Below are 17,285 nucleotides of genomic sequence, written 5' to 3'. Positions count from 1 at the left end.
TCATTCAATCTAGTTTACTGTTATCTATTAGGAATATAAATATAGTCTGTGTCTAAATCGATGACAACATCGCTCGTGCCGTCTTCTTGTAGTGACTTTGGAATAATTTCATAATGATAGTGTACACAAAATAAACGTAGAAGATCCTCATTAGATAACTCTTTATTTTTAACAGTTAAATACATTGTTTTTAACTCGTTAAGAGAACAGTTATTGCCAATAACATACTCATTAATTCCATATCCATCAAATTCAATTATCATGTTATCACTGTTGGTTGCTAGTCAACGTTATAGCTTTAGTTTTGGATGAATCTATTATACATTGTTTAAAATTTAGTGAGAAAATATTTTTATAAAGTGAGAGGGTATGAATGGAACAATATAAATTAGTTTTAGAAGGACCAAAACGTCTTAAGTGGCAAACGTGTGAAATTAAGTCTATACAGGATGATGAAATTATCGTTAAAACAATTGCAGGTGCAATAAGTATTGGAGCAGAGTTACCGCAGTATAAAGAATCGGATGTTACAGATACGAATCCTTTTTATCCAAGAAAAACTGGATATGAAAGTTATGGTGAAGTGATTCAAGTTGGTAATAAAGTAACACATGTAAACGTAGGCGATAAAGTAGTTTCTTTTTATGGACATGAAACGATAGGGATAGTTAAGGGGCATAAAGTAATTCGAGTGCCTAGTAATATACAGCCTAAAACTGCTTTATTATCTATTCTTTCGTGTGATGCTGCTAAAGGGGTATTGAAACTGAACCCACGACAAGATGAAAAAGTACTTATAACTGGAATGGGGGTTATCGGTTTACTAGCTTGTTATTTCTTAACATATTATGTAGGTGTTGAGCGCGTGGATGTTGTTGAACCTAATATAAACAGAAGAGACTTTGCAAAGAAGTTTGGTGCCAAAAACATATATGATTCAGAAGAGAAAATAATAGAAACATATAATTACGGTGTTGAATGTTCTGCTACAAATATCGGATTTCATGCATTACAAAAAGCACTTAACAGTAATAGTGAAATATGCATACTTTCTGATGGTAATATAGAAGAACTAACATTAACCGCCGATTTTTATCAGAAAGAATTGCAAATCATTGGTTCAAGTGACGGATATGATTATCAAAAACATGCAGATTGGTTTTTTAGTCAAATAGAGAAAACACCATTTATAGAAGAAATCTTTCAACATGAAATTCACTATACTGCACTTGAACAATGTTTTGAGGAATTGAGTGAAGGAATAATAAATCCTTTAAAAGTGTTCGTTTCATATGAATAATAGATAAATCTATCAAGTGTTTGTCACATATCTCATATATGTTTCGTTATATGTATGATTACTAAATGAGGGGGAACATATATGAAAATATTTGTAGCAGGTGCAACAGGTGTAATAGGACGTTCTTTATTGCCACTGTTAATAAAAAATGGGCATACGGTGTTTACAATGATTCGTAATGAATCGCACATAGGAGCGATGAAGAAAATTGGTGCTATACCAGTAATCGCCGATGTATTTAATCGACAGGCTGTATTTTCTGTATTAGAAGAAACTAATCCTGATGCAGTTATTCATCAATTAACGTCGTTGTCTTCAGGGGATTTTGAGGATAATGCAAAAATTAGAATCGAAGGCACTCGTAATCTTGTTGATGCTGCTAAAAATGTAGAGGTAAAGAGAATGATTGCTCAAAGTATTTCATGGGCGTATGAACCAGGAGATTCATTTGCGATAGAAAAAGATTCATTAGATATTGCTGCTCCTATGCCTCGGCAAGTGACTATTAATGGCATATTAAAATTAGAAGAAGCTGTTTCTGAGTTTCCAGAAGCAGTTATACTTCGTTACGGTACGCTATATGGACCGGAAACATGGTATGGGGAAAACGGATGGATCACAAATAAAATTCAGAATAATGAAATTATTGCAACGGACGGGATAAGCTCATTTTTACATGTTGAAGACGCAGCTAGAGCAGCTATGTTAGCTCTTGAATGGCCTTCAGGAGTCGTAAATATTGCTGATGATTCCCCGGCTTCTAGTAAAGAATGGTTACCAATATATGCAGCTGCAATTGGGGCACAGGTTCCTAAAGTCCAAGATGGGAAAAATAGTTGGGAAAGAGGAGCGTCAAATAATAAGGCGCGTAAAGAGTATGGATGGACACCTTTATTTCCAACATGGTCTGAAGGGTTTAATAACTTGAAAAACATGTAAAATACACCTTTAATGGGAATGCTAGTAATATTCACCATTAAAGGATTGATCTATAATGAATATTCTTTTTGAAAGTATTATTTTAATTTTTACTGGAGTTTTTGCTTTGAAAATGACAGGAAGTAAATCTGTTGGTCAAATGACGAGAGCTGAAATAATTATAGTCGTATCAATTGGACGTATTATTGTAGAACCTGTATTAAGTAGGAAAGTAGTCCCATCTATATTTGCGGCTGTAATATTTGCAGGCGTCCTTCTTATCATTCATTTCTTTGAATTGAAATCAAAGAAGATGGAACAATTCCTAAATGGCTGTAGCATTATAGTAGTAGAAAACGGAGAGATTGTAAAAGAGAATTTGATGAAGGCAAAAATGTCGGAACAACAACTTTATATGCAATTAAGAGAAAAAGGAATTCATGATTTAAAGAGTTTACAACAAGTTACGGCTGAACCGAATGGGCGTATTGGTTATCAATTAATAAAGAAAGCTCAACCAATAACTTTAGAAGTGTTAGAAAAAGTAATAGATCAGTACAACATAAAAAGATAATTTCTCTTGAGAAAAGCCAATACTACAACGGAAGTATTGGCTTTTTTATTTTTCTACAAACGTAAGGATTAATAAAATAGGGTGGATTTTAAACCAATCATTATAATAGATATAGGCTTATAATTATGCTATATTCAATGGACCTTTAGTCAATGTGATAAAAAAATTAATTTGGCATAGGTAGCCGCAGTGTTGAAATTTATAAGTTTTTAATGTGATACTAAAAATGAGATAAGAACAAGGAGATAGAAATATAATGGAATTTTGGGAATCAAGTTTTATAGAAAAACAAACGATGTGGGGGTTTGAACCTACAGATTCTGCAATTTTGACAAAGGATTTTTTCCTTGAAAAGAACGTTAAGGATATTTTAATTCCGGGTATTGGATATGGTAGAAATGCAAAGGTTTTTAGCGATAATAGTATAAATGTCACGGGTATTGAAATTTCCAAAACAGCCATTGATTTAGCAAAGCAAAACGGACTAGAAGGTATTAGTATACATCATGGTTCGGTAAACGATATGCCTTTTGATAGCAAACTGTATGATGGGATATTCAGTTATGCACTTCTTCATTTGTTGAATAAGCATGAGCGAGAGAAATTTATTAAAGATTGTTATAATCAGCTAAAACCAGGTGGATATATGGTTTTTACAACGGTTTCTAAAAAAGCTCCAATGTACGGAAAAGGGAAACAGTTGGATCAAGATTATTTTGAGGTAATGGAAGGCATAAAAATGTATTTCTATGACTCTGAATCCATACAAAAAGGTTTTGAAAAATATGGACTTGTACAGGTGTCTGGAATTGACGAACCACATAAGAATGCAAAAAATAAACCTTCAATACATTTTTTATTTATAAAATGTAAAAAAGCATTATAAAGAAAAGGTAGTAGATATTAATTACCACTGTTAAATATAGATTATGTATGCAAAAATCGTAACTGGAAAACATAGGTTGCGATTTTTCTTTTGAAGGAAGTAATTAAACTTCGTATGGAGATAATTTCAAAGCCGTACTTATCGCAATTAATCGAAAAGGAATACAATCAAGCCCATTTACTCGAATGTTCAAAATCCAGATATGACAAAGTTACTACTCATTAGTAAATAATGATGATGAATGTTAGGCCAATCTTACATGTATAGAGTATACATTTTTTTTAGTAAAGACACTGGTACAAGAAACAGATTTTTTTTTACATTTAATATACTAAATGTAAAAAAAGGAGCCTGATTATTCATGACATCAAAAAGTAAAAAATGTTTCAATCCTCATGAATTTCCTTATTCACTCTTTCCTTGTGCATTTCCGTGCGAACTTCCAGAGCCTATAAAACCAATAGACCCTGCCAAATTTGATTATATCGTGATTGGTGCTGGAACTGCTGGAGGGGTAATTGCCAAAGAATTAACGGATGACAAAAGTACTTCTGTACTAGTGCTTGAAGCGGGAACAAATATGACGAATGAGCTAAGTAACCCTAGCGTTATTGGTGCGATTAACACAACTCGTAGTAATAGATTTAGCTTCAATGTTACTTCTGAGCTAGAGTCTACTATTGCACGTACGCTTATTGCAACGAATGGTCGCGCTATGGGGGGAAGCTCGGAAATTTGTGACATGTATGCTGTACGTGGGAGTAAAGAGTTATATGACAAATGGGCAAGTCTTGTTGGTAACCAATGGAGTTACAATGAGATTAGCTCCTTATTTATAAAAAATGAAACCTATACAGGAGCGACACAAGATCCTAATGAAAGGGGAAAGAATGGGCCGATTTTTAATAGGCAACAGAATATTCCCCCAGATGGATTGATAGATACGTTAGTTCAAGCAACAAATACTGTATTGGGAACACCGATTACTGAGGACTATAATACCGGCATTAGAGATTGTACATTTCATAAAACGCAAATCATTCAAAAAGAGATTGGTCCCGGTCAATTTGTCCGATCCTCAACGGCAACAGGTTATTTAAACGAACAGATCGTTAGTCAAGGAGATCAAATTCATCCAGATGAATTTGGAGTTGATGGAAGAAAATTGGTTATTCTAGCTAAAACAACCGTTAACAAAATCTTATTTAAGAAGAAAAATGGAGTGAACATTGCAGTTGGTGTTGAATTTGTCAAGGATGGTGTTTCACATAGAAGGTTTGCAAGAAAAGGCATTATCGTCTCTGCAGGATTTTTTTCCTCAGTCATTCTACAACGTTCAGGGATCGGTAAATCAGATGATTTAGCTAAAGCGGGTATATCAACGTTGATAGAGAGTCCAAATGTGGGTCACAATCTGCAAATTCAGGGTTATGTTGGATTAGGAGTTGAGATAGATACATCTCAACTTCTTCCGGTATTTTTTGCTGATCCCAACTTTCCACTTATCCTAGGTGCTTTCCAAGCAGAAAATCCATTGAATATACTAGAAAGTCGTCGTCTCCAATTGATAGGGGCTCCTATTCCATTTTTTCTCCCGGCTTCAGATGTGATTAGCAATGGTTGGAGTTTAGATTTAACTTTTCAAACTACGCCAAGCATTATGAGTTTTGGTATTATAGACGTTAATACAAAAAGTAGGGGTACAGTACTAGTGGAACATAGCGATCCAGAGGCTTATCCATCCCTCGACTTCAATCCATTGGGAAATCCAGATGACCTAACATATATGGTCGATCAATATAAGAGGATTTATAATATAATTGTAGAAGCTAGAAATCCGCTCAAATACCCAAATAACGGAATTGGGAAAGTTGTATACCCTCCAGAGAGTATATTCCAACTACCTGATAACGACCCTAATAAACAAAAGCAGCTTGAGAATTATGTCAAAGCTTCTTATACGAACTTTTCTTTAGGGGGACAGTGTCGGATGGGACAGACGATTCAAGAAGGTGTTGTCGATGGGTTCCTCAATGTGTTTGGTACTAAAAACCTTAAAGTGGCTGATCTTTCCATCTCTCCTTTTTTACCAGATGGTCAGCCGTCCGCCGCTGCTCAGGTGATTGGATTAAATGCAGTACGTTTTATAAAAGAGGATATCTCTTCATATGTAATGACAGATGAGGAACTTGAAGATTATGAAAATGAATTGAAAAAAGGATATTAAATATTTGTGCATTTTTTCTATTTTTATTTTTGTTGGAAAAGCTTGAATTTGTAAGGAATTCAAGCTTTTTACTATATGTGAAAGAAAGGAATAATAATGATAATCACATTGCAATTAACTAGTTTTTGTCTAGCCATTTATATATAAAGAAAAGATGCCTTGACAGTGCTACTAGTGAAACTATATGTTACTCATAATTGTTAATACGTAAGAGAACGATGTAACACATAATAAAAAATGAATCTGTAAGAGTAGTATTACAGATTCATTTTTAAATATTATTATTTCTGAACGACAAAAGTAATCGCATTTGTCTTTAATTGAATGTGTCTTTTATTTCGAACTATGTCATAAGCTAATTCTTTTATTTCAATTTTTATTTCTTGCCATTCCTTATAAATACTTTTTAATAGATGTATCATATCATCAGTAGGAAGGTTAATTTCAATTAAAGCATCTAATTCTTCATTCGTATGTAAGCCAATTTCTTGTATGTTTGAGTTAATAATTAAACAATTGATACCACCAGTCTTTGTACCTTTTTTCATAGAATGGAGCACATTTGTTAAATCTTCTTCTGATTTAACATGCTCTAAACTAGATACTGCAACGATATAATCATAAGTGTTAGGGACAATATAGTAGTTTTCAATTGCTGCTTGTTCCGTTTTAATATTTTTAATTACGCCATATTCTTTACTATAAGTTTGTAATTTTGTTAAAGCGGAATCAAGCAAGTCAACACATGTAACAGTACCGCTAGCGTTTTTTATCTTTTGCGCAATTGGAATGCTATTTCTACCGACGCCAGAGCCGAGGTCAAGTACTTGCAAGTTTTTTTGTCCTTCAAAGTGATCTATTAAGTCCATCACCGTTTTAACTGGTTTGTAAAGCCAAGACCCCGTTTTGAACAGTTTATATTGTTCATAGCAAAGATCGTGATATTTCTTTTCTTCTTGTCTTATGTATTCGATACGGTTCATATTGTTTCAGCTCCAATATTTTTATTGCAAAATTCATATGTAGGACACCCTTTAATATTTGTTTGAATTCGAAAGATACCACCTGCATGTGGATAGTCCTTTAATTCGTCATCCGTCATTCTTGTTCTGGCTGTTGTAACATATAAATCTGTTAAATTAGGCCCTCCAAATGTACACGACGTTACATATAACGCTGGAATCGGAATACTCAATATTTGTTCGCCAGTTAAAGGATTCCATCTAGTAATCTTTGAACCTCCCCAATGCGCAATCCATAAACAACCTTCTTCATCAATTGTCATACCATCAGGTAAACCTTCATTCTCAGAGAAAAAGATTACATCGCTTGGATTGCAAATTTCTCCAGTACTTATATCATAATGAAAACGAACTACTTTTTTAGTAGGTGTATCAATAAAGTAAAAGTATGTATGATCAGGTGACCAAGCAATTCCATTTGATGTATTTACATGTAAAACTTTTTTCTCTACGCTCCAATTATTATTTAAACAATACAAGGAACCTGCAGCATTGATACCGTATGTATCTGTAGTACCTGCCCAGAAGCGACCAGCTGGGTCACATTTGCCATCATTAAAACGATTTTCTATTAAATGTGATTCGGGATCAAAAATATGGGTCAGCTTTTCTGTATTTACATTAATAGAATAAAAGCCGTTTTCCATAGCTAAGAGCAGTAAGTCCTCTAAATATGGGACAACACAACCAATTTGTTGATTGAGAGCGATTACTCGGTTCGTATTAGTGATAGGACTATATATACATAATTTTTTCTCCATAATATCAACCCAATATAAAAGCTGCTTTTTCTCATTCCAACATGGTCCTTCAGCTAAACTTGCTTTAGCATCCAAAACTAATTCTATATTACTGAACAAGACGTTCACCTCGCTTTATAAGATATTTATATAATTCGATAAGAATAGAGGTAAACCTTTAGTGATAGGATATTAAGATTTGTAAGGTAGGTAGAATTATTAAAAAAGTGTATAAACACGGAGAGGAAAATGCATATGATGTTTTATGAGATTGTTTGCTTTTCTTGTAAGAACATATTTCGTGTTTACGAAGGTAGTGAAAAATATAAGCGATTTAAAGAGAAACCAAAAGGGGCATATTGTTGTGATGAGTGTAGCCACAAAATTCAATTAGAAGCGATTAAGCATTTTTTTAGATAGCTATATATTTTGTTCGGAAAAGTTTGACAATAAAAGTGTAATAAATTATCATATAAAAAACTAATATTTAAAATGGCATGGAAGAGAAGAGTAGTTAAGAAAGGATACGTACAGAGAGCTCTGGTAGCTGAGAAAGAGCGGTATACATCTTAATGAAAAAAGACTTGGAGCTGCGCAAGGAACTAATTTATTTAGGGATGGTGCGACGGGATCTCCCGTTATAGAGATAGGGTATAAGCATATTTTGTCGTACCTGAAGAGGTTAATATGGCGACATATTAACAAACTGAGGTGGTACCGCGAAGCTAATAACTTTCGTCCTCAAGATGAATAATCTTGGGGGTGGGAGTTTTTTTATTGTAAAAAAATGAAAATATGAGAACAAAAATATAATTGAGGTGAGTAGTATATGCATTGGGCGTATGAAGTAGCACATGAATTAATTAGAAAACATCCAAACAAAGAAACTTTTGTTTGTGCTTCAGGAATTAGTCCATCTGGTTCTGTTCATATCGGGAACTTCCGTGAAATTGTAACGACTTATTTTGTTGTAAGGGCACTTCAAGATTTAGGGAAAAAGACTCGTTTCATTTTTTCATGGGATGATTACGACAGGTTTAGAAAAGTTCCTAAAAATATTGATCCATCTTTTGTAAAGTATATCGGTATGCCATACTGTGATATACCAGATCCGTATGGATGTCATAACTCATATGCGGAGCATTTTGAAAAAGAGTTTGAAAAGTCGCTCCAAGTATTTGGGATTGAAGTGGAATTCATATATCAAAACGCTGAGTATAGAAGCGGAAGGTATAACGGAAATATATTAGAGTCTTTATATAAAAGAAAAGAAATATATGATATTTTAATGAGTTTTAAAACTGTGGAGTGTAGTGATGAAGAACGAGAGAGCTTTTATCCGGTTACATTATATTGTGAGAAATGCGGGAAAGATGCAACAACGATTACACATTTTGATGAAGTATTGAAAACAGTTCGGTATGAATGTGAATGTGGAAATCAAAATGAATTATCAATATTAAATACAAATAGAATGAAACTGAATTGGAAAATCGATTGGCCGATGAGATGGATGATAGAGGATGTTATTTTTGAACCGGGCGGAAGAGATCATTCATCAGAAACGGGTAGTTATAATGTATCAAAGGAAATTGCAAGGAAAATATTCAATGGTGAAGCTCCTCATTACGTTGCTTATGATTTCATTGGTATTAAAGGGAATCATGAAAAAATGTCTAGTTCCTCAGGGAATAGTATTACACCTAGCGAGTTGCTAAAAGTGTATTTGCCCGAAGTGATTCTATTTATGTTTGCAAAATATAGGCCAGACGCAGCGTTTCATATCGGTCTTGATGAAGATGTGATTCGCAATTATACAGAGTATGAACGATTAAAAGATAGTTATAAAAATAAAAAGCTCAAAAATGAAGATTTATTTGATGCAATTAAACTTTCTAGAGTTGATAGTGGATTTAAAGAATATCCGAAATTTAATCAAGTAGCAGGAACGTTACCGTTATTAAATTTTGATTCATCTATTTTACAGGGAATATTAAAGAAAATAGATAGGAGCTATGCATTAGATGAAATGAGAGCGATAAGTAAACGTGCAGAGTATTGGATAAGAAACTTTCAACCTGAAAAATTAATTGCGGTAAATCAGAAGAAAAATACAGAGTTTTACAACACATTAGAGGAAAGGCAGAAAAAATGGCTAGTAGAAGTTTGTAAAATACTGTGTTCAAATAAAGATTATTCAAACATAATGGAACAGATATATTCGATTTGTCATCATGAAAATAAAAAAATAATGAAAGAAAATCAAAAACAATTATTCACCATTATATATAAGCTCATTATGAATCAATCAAATGGTCCTCGTATACCATTATTAATACATGTGGTAGGCATAGAAAAATCCATCACATTATTAAATTTCTAAAACACAGTTAAAAGCAACGCAAGTACCCAAATTTCTAAGCACTTGCGTTGCAAATTTTATTATCGTGAATACATTTTCGGGCATTCATCACCACGTGGTTCATAAAAGCAATGGCTTTTAAACTGTCCTACAAACGGCTGGTTATACCATTCAGGTGGACAAGCTCCAGTTGGACGGAAATACCAAAGAGCCCATCTTGCTGGCCAGCGCCATTCTCCTTGTAAAACCTTTCTTGCGATTTCTTTTTCTGATTCACGAGCGCGTTGGTAAAAATATCCGTATTGTACCGCTTCAAATCCACCGGGACTTTGATATACTGCATCACGTACAGAACGAAGTTGTTTAAAATCTAAGCAATCACAAAATACACGGTTTACTACTACGCAGCCAACAAGTTGTTCACCTTGTCGACCTTCGCCTTCAGCTTCAGCGCGCATTAAACGAGCTAGTAAATCAACATCGCTTTCGTTATATGGAATAAGGGGCATAGTGATACCACCTTTCTGTTTCTGTTATAGTAAAGAGTGTATGTATGAAAATAAGCTAAGTGCTTTTCTATATGTAAATTCATTAATTATTAAAAGGAGCTTTTATGAAAAAAGCTAATTAGTAATTGTAGGTCAATATAAAAGGGGGAGATAAAATGTATCGAATTCATAAAGAACATATCATTTACGCAATGTCACCAGAAAATAAGCCATGTATAGAAGTAGAAAATGGGAGCCGCCTTGTATTTGAAACATATGATTGCTTTGAAAATCAAATTGATTCTGAAGATGTTGTGTTTCAAGAATTAGATTGGAACCGGATTAATCCAGCGACTGGTCCTGTATATATTAAAGGGGCCGAACCTGGTGATATATTAGTTGTAACGATTGAAAAGATAAAAATTGCAGAGCAAGGTGTTTTAATTACAGGAGTGAACCTTGGCGTAATGGGTGAAGATCTACATGAAAATACAGTGAAAATTGTCCCAATACATAATGAACATGTTTTGTTTTCAAGTGAACTACAAATCCCAATTAATCCAATGATCGGTGTAATTGGTACTGCGCCGAAAGAAGAGAGCGTTTCATGTGGCACACCGCATGATCACGGCGGGAATATGGACTGTAAAGAGATAAATGAAGGGACAACATTATTATTACCTGTAAATGTTCCTGGTGCTCTATTAGCATTAGGCGATTTACACGCAGCGATGGGCGATGGTGAAATTGGTGTTAGTGGAGTAGAGGTTGCTGGCGAGGTGACAGTAACAGTTCAGATTATAAAAGGAAAGAAATGGCCACTACCAATGGCTATCCAAAAAGAAAAAGTAATGACGATTGCTTCAGAAAAATTATTAGATGATGCAGCGGATCGCGCTGTACGTAATATGGTGACATTTTTACATGAAGAATTAGAAATGACTAAGGCTGATGCAACGCTTTTATTATCAGCAGCAGGTAATCTAAAAGTTTGCCAAGTTGTTGATCCACTGAAAACAGCACGGATGGAATTAGGAATGGACTATGTGGAGAAGCTTGGTTTTAATTTGAGTAAGTTTAATATGAAGTAAGAATAATAGAAAAAGGATGCTGTTGTATAAAAGTATCCTTTTTTAATTTACGAATTAAATAAAAAAAGGTAGTATTTATTTTATATATTTGTATATAAGATTGTAGATCGAAAAGGAGTTCAATAATGGTCAAAGTTATGATTGTAGAAGACGATATGAAAATTGCAGAATTATTATCAACACATGTTGCGAAATACGGGTACGAAGGAATTATTGTATCGGATTTTCAAAATGTATTAAACATTTTTTTAGAAGAACAACCAGAGTTAGTTTTATTAGATATTAATTTACCGAGTTTTGATGGTTACTATTGGTGTCGTCAAATTCGCGGAGTTTCTACATGTCCGATATTATTTATTTCAGCTCGTGAAGGTACGATGGATCAAGTTATGGCGCTAGAAAACGGTGGCGATGATTTCATTTCAAAGCCATTCCATTACGAAGTTGTAATGGCTAAAATTCGAAGTCATTTAAGACGTGCTTACGGAGATTATGCACCGAAAGTAGAAGAACGGATGATTGAGCAACATGGTCTTTGTTTATATCCTGAAAGGCTTGTATTGAAGCTTAAGAATCAAGAAATTGATGTAACGAGAAATGAAGCTATTTTATTAGAAATGTTAATGAAAAAGTATCCGCGTGTTGTGAGCAGAGAAGTGTTATTAAATAAATTATGGGATAGCGAATCCTATGTGGATGATAATACATTGAGTGTAAATACGACACGTGTTCGAAAAAAGTTAAAAACGTTACATATTGAGAATGCGATTGAAACGATTCGTAGTGTTGGATATAGATTGCATATTACTTGGGATACTGGTATGGAAAAATGATAAGGCTGTTTATACGTGATCATATACCACTTATTTGTTTTACAGCGATCCAACTACTAGCCATATTCCTCGTATATTGGTTTGATGGACATAATCATATTTCAACAGCATTATATGCAATGTTTTTAGGTGTTTTCTTTATGGGAAGTTATTTAGTATTTCGTTATTTTACACATCGTTCTTTTTATGAGCGCTTAGCAAACCCGATGCAATCTTTAGATGAATCGGTTCAAAAATCTGATTTTGTAGCTTTATCTGCTGCGCTTCAAGACTTGCTTGAGGTACAATATCGCCATTATCAAAATCAGCTACAAATACAAGAGAGAAAAAATAATGATCATTTAACTTTTATGAATCAGTGGATTCATCAAATGAAAACACCTTTATCTGTAATAGAATTAATTACACAGGATGAAGTGGATTCGCGTTTTGAAAGCATTAATGAAGAAACGGATCGGTTAAAAAAGGGATTAGAGATGGCTCTGTATGTTGCACGTTTAGAAGCATTTACACAAGATTTTTATGTAGAAAGAGTACAACTACATAAAATAGTGAATGATTCCGTGCATGAACATAAACGCTTCTTTATCCGGAATTTTGTATATCCACAGCTTGAAATAGATAAGGATATTACTGTAGAAAGCGATGCGAAATGGTTGCAATTTTTAATTGGACAAATACTATCGAATGCGATTAAATATTCATCTGGTAGTAGGGAGAAGATTAAAGTGCAAGCTTGTAAGGAAGGTAAAAATGTTATACTTGAAATTACCGATAACGGCGTAGGAATACCGAAGCAAGATTTACCAAGAGTGTTTAAACCTTTCTTTACAGGAGAAAACGGTAGAGATTTTAAAGAATCAACTGGAATGGGGCTATATCTCGTATATGAAATTACGAAACAATTAGGACATAGTGTAGAAATCTATTCAGAAGTTGGTAAAGGTACCGTTGTACAAATTATATTTTTTAATGTGTAAATAAGTGATCTAGGCTAAAGAACTTTGGAGATAAGTTTTTTAGCCTTATTTTATAGCGGTTATATGAAATGGTAAAAGGTCATCTTAGTATGTATAATAATGACACGCTAATAAATACGGTTGTTAAATTAGAAGGATTTAATAAAAAGCTGATTAATAGTTTTTGTAAGAAAAAACCACCCTTTTGAAAGAGATAGCTTCATGAATCCATGCTATGAATAAGTGTATCAACATTAATAAGTATAATGTTCGAATTCGTGATATGTTTTGTGGATTATATTAGAGTTAGTCTTTTATTTTTTTCATGATACAGTATTGTAATTAAACAAACAAACTTAATAATTTATATCCAATTAATCCTAAAATAGTGATAGGAATCATCATTAAGAAAGAAGACATTCGATTAGCATTAGAGCGTTCTAATACAAGAATCAAGAAAATCCCGACTATGACTTCGGTATATCCAACAGGTAGCATGTGACTATAGTCTTCAAAATTTAAAAGAATGTGAAGTCCATCCGTTACAAAAACTCCACTAATAAGCGCGCTTCCGAATTTATGAAGTGGAGTTGTAGTATCTTTCCATAGAAAACCTGCAATTCCAAAGATAGTTCCTCCTATACATGCACATACAATCCATACAGATATAAAATAAATAGAGTGAGCTACATTTTTAATAACTATTGCATAACCATAGTAGCCTAATACCATACCGAATAGTGCAAGAGTACCAGAAAGTATAGCTGTACGCTTAGAATAACTAAAGCTAGCCACAAAAAAGGATGGAACTAACCAAACGCTTCCTAGATTAGCTAATGAATTCCAATGTCCTGGAAGTATACTTTGCCCAAATTTAGTTAGTATACCAACAATTATCCCTACTATAATCGGGATGAGAAAAATCCTTAAAAACATATTTAACTTTGTGATTTTTAATGTCCTGTCCATAAATTCAATCCTTACATTATTATTTTCTGTAAACATATAATAGCTTATTACAAAGGGATAATCAATAAAAATTTATCGAAAAACAATAAGTGATTATTGGATAACGAATAACATTTTGTTTTTATATAAAATTTATATAAGAGAGAGTGCTTAGAAGTTTACTACTGGGGAAATCTAAAGGACGTATTACAATCAATGGAATTTGTGCTTGTTCAATATGAAGTTAAGGAATGATAAATAAGTCTAAAAGAAAGCAATCTTTTTAACAGCACAAATAATTGCATTTACTCATACAGTACTAGTATGGTACAATATGGTTATTAATGACGGAAAGGAATGATGGGTGGACGATGATTAACTAATCTTATTTTTAAATGTTGAAATTCAATAAATTTCAATTTCTAAAAAATAGGATTAGTCTGCCCGATTTCCATACAATGGTATTGCTATTTATGTTGCGCAATAGCTTATTTGGGTATAAATATTTTAACGACTAATCCTGCCAAATTTATTTGGGAGGATTTTTTTATTCTCCTTTAATGAAAGGGATCGGTATTATGAAAGAACTATTAAAATTAAATGATGTTTATGTTGAAATAAAGGAAAATATGTTGTTAGAGAAAATGAATGTGACAGTAAAACAAGGGGATGTTATCGGATTAATTGGTAAAAACGGTGCTGGTAAATCAACTTTACTTCAATTAATAAATGGAAAGATTGAACCTTCAAAAGGTACTGTTGAATGGATGCAAATGAATATGACAACAGCATATGTTGAACAAGAAAAAGAATCTTTCGTTAGTAAGGATATGATTGCAAAAGAAGCAGAACTTCTTGCGAAATGGGGCGTGCCAACGAACGACTTTCATACTTTAAGTGGTGGCGAAAAGCTGAAAGTACGATTAGCAAAAGGATTTGCGGAAAATCCTAATGTCTTAATATTAGACGAACCGACAAATCATTTAGATGAGATGAGTACGGAATTTCTCATTAAGCAAATTAAAAATATGAAAGGTACAGTTATCGTCGTATCGCATGATCGATATTTTTTAGATGTTGTTGCGACTAGAATATGGTCAATAGAGGATAAGAAAGTAATTGACCATAGCGGTAATTATACAAGTTATATGAAAGCACGTGAGCATAAAAGAATGACGCAGCAGCGTGAATATGAAAAACAACAAAAAAAGATAGAACAAGTAGAAACTCATATAAAAGAATTAAGTTCATGGTCACAAAAGGCACATGCGCAGTCTACAAAACAAGAAGGAGTTAAAGAATTTTATCGTGTAAAAGCGAAGCGCATGGATGCACAAGTGAAGTCAAAACGAAAACGTCTCGAAAAAGAGCTAGAGAAAACGAAGGTAGAACGTGTGAAAGAGGAGTATTCAGTTGAATTCTCTATTCAAGCGAGTAAAAAAGTAGGGAAACGTTTCTTAGAAGTAAAACAATCGCGGAAAGAATTTAATAATCGGACATTATTTGAAAACGTTAATTTTACAATTCAGCATGGTGAGAAGGTTGCGATTATTGGGCCGAATGGTAGCGGGAAAACAACTTTACTGAAGATGATTATGGGAAACGAAACTGCTGAAGGAGAAGTATGGATTTCACCATCAGCAAACATCGGTTATTTAACACAAGAAGTATTTGATTTACCACTTGATAAAACACCAGAAGATTTATTTTATAAAGAGACATTTGAAGAAAGAGGAAAAGTCCAGAATCTAATGAAACATTTAGGGTTCCAATCTTCTCAATGGAAAGAGCCGATTGAGTATATGAGTATGGGTGAACGAGTAAAATGTAAGCTAATGGCTTATATTTTAGATGAAAAAGATGTACTAATTTTAGACGAACCGACGAATCACCTTGATCTTCCTTCACGTGAACAGCTTGAAAATACATTAGCTGAGTATAATGGAACACTCGTTATCGTTTCTCACGATCGATATTTTCTGGAGAAAACAACTAATACAAAACTCGTGTTTTTAAACAATACGATACAAAAGCAGCTCGAAGAACCTACGAAAACAAGAGATGAAATTGAAGAGCTACGTTTAACATTAGAAACAGAGAGACAAGAAGTATTAGGTAAATTAAGCTTTTTAACTTCTAAAGACAAAGAATATAAAGAACTGGACGAACGGTTTATAGAACTTACGAAGCAGATTAAGGCGCTTTAATGTAAGTAAGGGGGATTAACATGGGAGAAGAGAGTTTGACTAATTTATTTAGGATAGATTGTGGAGATGTATACCTGCAAGAGTTTACGATTAAAGATGCAGAGAGTATTTATAACATATCCAATCAACCGGAAATAGAAAAGTTTTTACCAGACTGGAAATCAACGAAAGAACAAAGGGTTAATTGGGTTGTAAATTATGAAATACCAGAAAATAAAGTGTTTCTTCATGCAGTGAGAACTACGACTAACATAGATGATCACATATTAAGACTAGGAATATTTAAGAAAACCACAAATGAATTTATTGGATGGTGCTGCACAGGTATGAAAGATGAACTCCCTCCACCGAATAGAGAAATTATGTATGCTATTTCAAGTAAATATCATAATAATGGTTATGCTACTAAAGCAACTAAAGGGTTAATTGACTATTTGTTTGAAAAAACAACTGTAGATGTCCTTAACGCAATCGCTTTAATTAACAATGTAGCATCAAATAAAGTTATTGAAAAATGCGGATTTAGTTATAAGAGCCAACAGAGGATAAAAAATCAAATATATAATCATTATATATTGAGAAAATCTGAGTGGATAAAAATATAACTTTGGGAAGTAAAAGACCGATAAAGCAATCGGTCTTTTTTCATTTATATAATAAAGATCTAATATTGTATTTCCTGCTACTATACAATTATTATAAGATAGTTATGCGTTAATTTAAGTTTGAA

At 33.3% G+C, this 17,285-nt stretch carries 17 protein-coding genes and 1 other annotated feature; of the genes, 12 read left to right on the top strand and 5 right to left on the bottom strand.

The annotated features are described in order from the left end of the window. Positions 1-20: 20 nt before the first annotated feature. Entirely contained in the window at positions 21-263 is a 243-nt protein-coding gene (locus DN410_RS03240; protein WP_149175319.1) for a hypothetical protein, read from the bottom strand. A gap of 110 nt (positions 264-373) precedes the next feature. Here DN410_RS03240 and DN410_RS03235 point away from each other — a divergent pair, with 110 nt between their 5' ends. The 5 genes from DN410_RS03235 to DN410_RS03215 all read left to right on the top strand — a co-directional run bounded on the left by DN410_RS03235 (position 374) and on the right by DN410_RS03215 (position 5,905). Next, positions 374-1,300: a zinc-dependent alcohol dehydrogenase gene (locus tag DN410_RS03235; protein WP_149175318.1), complete on the top strand. Its 927-nt coding sequence runs from the start codon at positions 374-376 to the stop codon at positions 1,298-1,300. Positions 1,301-1,381: 81 nt separating this feature from the next. Next, complete coding sequence (locus DN410_RS03230; RefSeq protein WP_149175317.1) at positions 1,382-2,239, top strand: NAD-dependent epimerase/dehydratase family protein; 858 nt, start codon at positions 1,382-1,384, stop codon at positions 2,237-2,239. A 55-nt stretch (positions 2,240-2,294) separates the two neighbouring features. Beyond that, positions 2,295-2,792 (top strand): DUF421 domain-containing protein, encoded by a 498-nt coding sequence (locus tag DN410_RS03225; RefSeq protein WP_149175316.1) that lies wholly within the window; start codon positions 2,295-2,297, stop codon positions 2,790-2,792. 256 nt (positions 2,793-3,048) lie between these two features. After that, entirely contained in the window at positions 3,049-3,678 is a 630-nt protein-coding gene (locus tag DN410_RS03220; protein WP_149175315.1) for a class I SAM-dependent methyltransferase, read from the top strand. Between the two features lie 361 nt (positions 3,679-4,039). Next, the gene (locus DN410_RS03215) at positions 4,040-5,905 is read left to right on the top strand and encodes a GMC family oxidoreductase (protein WP_149175314.1); all 1,866 of its coding nucleotides are present in this window, start codon (positions 4,040-4,042) and stop codon (positions 5,903-5,905) included. A 281-nt stretch (positions 5,906-6,186) separates the two neighbouring features. Here DN410_RS03215 and DN410_RS03210 read toward each other — a convergent pair whose 3' ends face one another. Both DN410_RS03210 and DN410_RS03205 read right to left on the bottom strand, forming a co-directional pair. After that, entirely contained in the window at positions 6,187-6,888 is a 702-nt protein-coding gene (locus DN410_RS03210; RefSeq protein ID WP_149175313.1) for a class I SAM-dependent methyltransferase, read from the bottom strand. Continuing rightward, the gene (locus tag DN410_RS03205; RefSeq protein ID WP_149175312.1) at positions 6,885-7,787 is read right to left on the bottom strand and encodes an SMP-30/gluconolactonase/LRE family protein; all 903 of its coding nucleotides are present in this window, start codon (positions 7,785-7,787) and stop codon (positions 6,885-6,887) included. Before DN410_RS03205 ends, DN410_RS03210 begins: the two co-directional genes overlap by 4 nt. 129 nt (positions 7,788-7,916) lie before the next feature. Between DN410_RS03205 and DN410_RS03200 the strand changes: the two genes are divergently transcribed. Together DN410_RS03200 and lysS are read left to right on the top strand one after the other, a co-directional pair. Further along, on the top strand, positions 7,917-8,087 hold the full coding sequence (locus tag DN410_RS03200) for a DUF2197 domain-containing protein (RefSeq protein WP_149175311.1): 171 nt from the start codon (positions 7,917-7,919) through the stop codon (positions 8,085-8,087). 69 nt (positions 8,088-8,156) lie between these two features. Continuing rightward, positions 8,157-8,413 (top strand) — a binding site (T-box leader). An 83-nt stretch (positions 8,414-8,496) separates the two neighbouring features. Next, positions 8,497-10,050 carry a lysine--tRNA ligase gene (gene lysS, locus DN410_RS03195; RefSeq protein WP_149175310.1) on the top strand — a complete coding sequence of 518 codons (1,554 nt, stop codon included), beginning with the start codon at positions 8,497-8,499 and terminating at the stop codon, positions 10,048-10,050. A gap of 59 nt (positions 10,051-10,109) precedes the next feature. Here lysS and DN410_RS03190 read toward each other — a convergent pair whose 3' ends face one another. Next, complete coding sequence (locus DN410_RS03190) at positions 10,110-10,538, bottom strand: cell wall hydrolase (RefSeq protein WP_149175309.1); 429 nt, start codon at positions 10,536-10,538, stop codon at positions 10,110-10,112. A 155-nt stretch (positions 10,539-10,693) separates the two neighbouring features. Between DN410_RS03190 and DN410_RS03185 the strand changes: the two genes are divergently transcribed. From DN410_RS03185 to DN410_RS03175, 3 genes are all read left to right on the top strand, one after another. Next, positions 10,694-11,608, top strand: a complete 915-nt coding sequence (locus DN410_RS03185; protein WP_149175308.1) for an acetamidase/formamidase family protein — start codon at positions 10,694-10,696, stop codon at positions 11,606-11,608. Positions 11,609-11,733: 125 nt separating this feature from the next. Continuing rightward, complete coding sequence (locus DN410_RS03180; RefSeq protein ID WP_149175307.1) at positions 11,734-12,441, top strand: response regulator transcription factor; 708 nt, start codon at positions 11,734-11,736, stop codon at positions 12,439-12,441. Then, positions 12,438-13,421: a sensor histidine kinase gene (locus DN410_RS03175; protein ID WP_149175342.1), complete on the top strand. Its 984-nt coding sequence runs from the start codon at positions 12,438-12,440 to the stop codon at positions 13,419-13,421. Before DN410_RS03180 ends, DN410_RS03175 begins: the two co-directional genes overlap by 4 nt. Positions 13,422-13,742: 321 nt before the next feature. On the opposite strand, the gene DN410_RS03170 is transcribed toward DN410_RS03175, so the two are convergent. Further along, the gene (locus DN410_RS03170; RefSeq protein ID WP_149175306.1) at positions 13,743-14,369 is read right to left on the bottom strand and encodes a DUF6518 family protein; all 627 of its coding nucleotides are present in this window, start codon (positions 14,367-14,369) and stop codon (positions 13,743-13,745) included. Positions 14,370-14,926: 557 nt separating this feature from the next. Here DN410_RS03170 and abc-f point away from each other — a divergent pair. Further along, positions 14,927-16,555, top strand: coding sequence for a ribosomal protection-like ABC-F family protein (abc-f, locus tag DN410_RS03165; RefSeq protein ID WP_149175305.1), 1,629 nt, complete (start codon positions 14,927-14,929; stop codon positions 16,553-16,555). Between the two features lie 20 nt (positions 16,556-16,575). Next, positions 16,576-17,160 (top strand): GNAT family N-acetyltransferase, encoded by a 585-nt coding sequence (locus DN410_RS03160; protein ID WP_149175304.1) that lies wholly within the window; start codon positions 16,576-16,578, stop codon positions 17,158-17,160. Positions 17,161-17,285: the final 125 nt, after the last annotated feature.

Origin of the sequence: Bacillus sp. SH5-2 (assembly GCF_008368905.1) — a bacterium.
In the GTDB taxonomy this organism is placed as follows: domain Bacteria; phylum Bacillota; class Bacilli; order Bacillales; family Bacillaceae_G; genus Bacillus_A; species Bacillus_A luti.
Note: the sequence above shows the minus strand (reverse complement) of the source record. Positions and strands in the feature narration are given on the sequence as shown.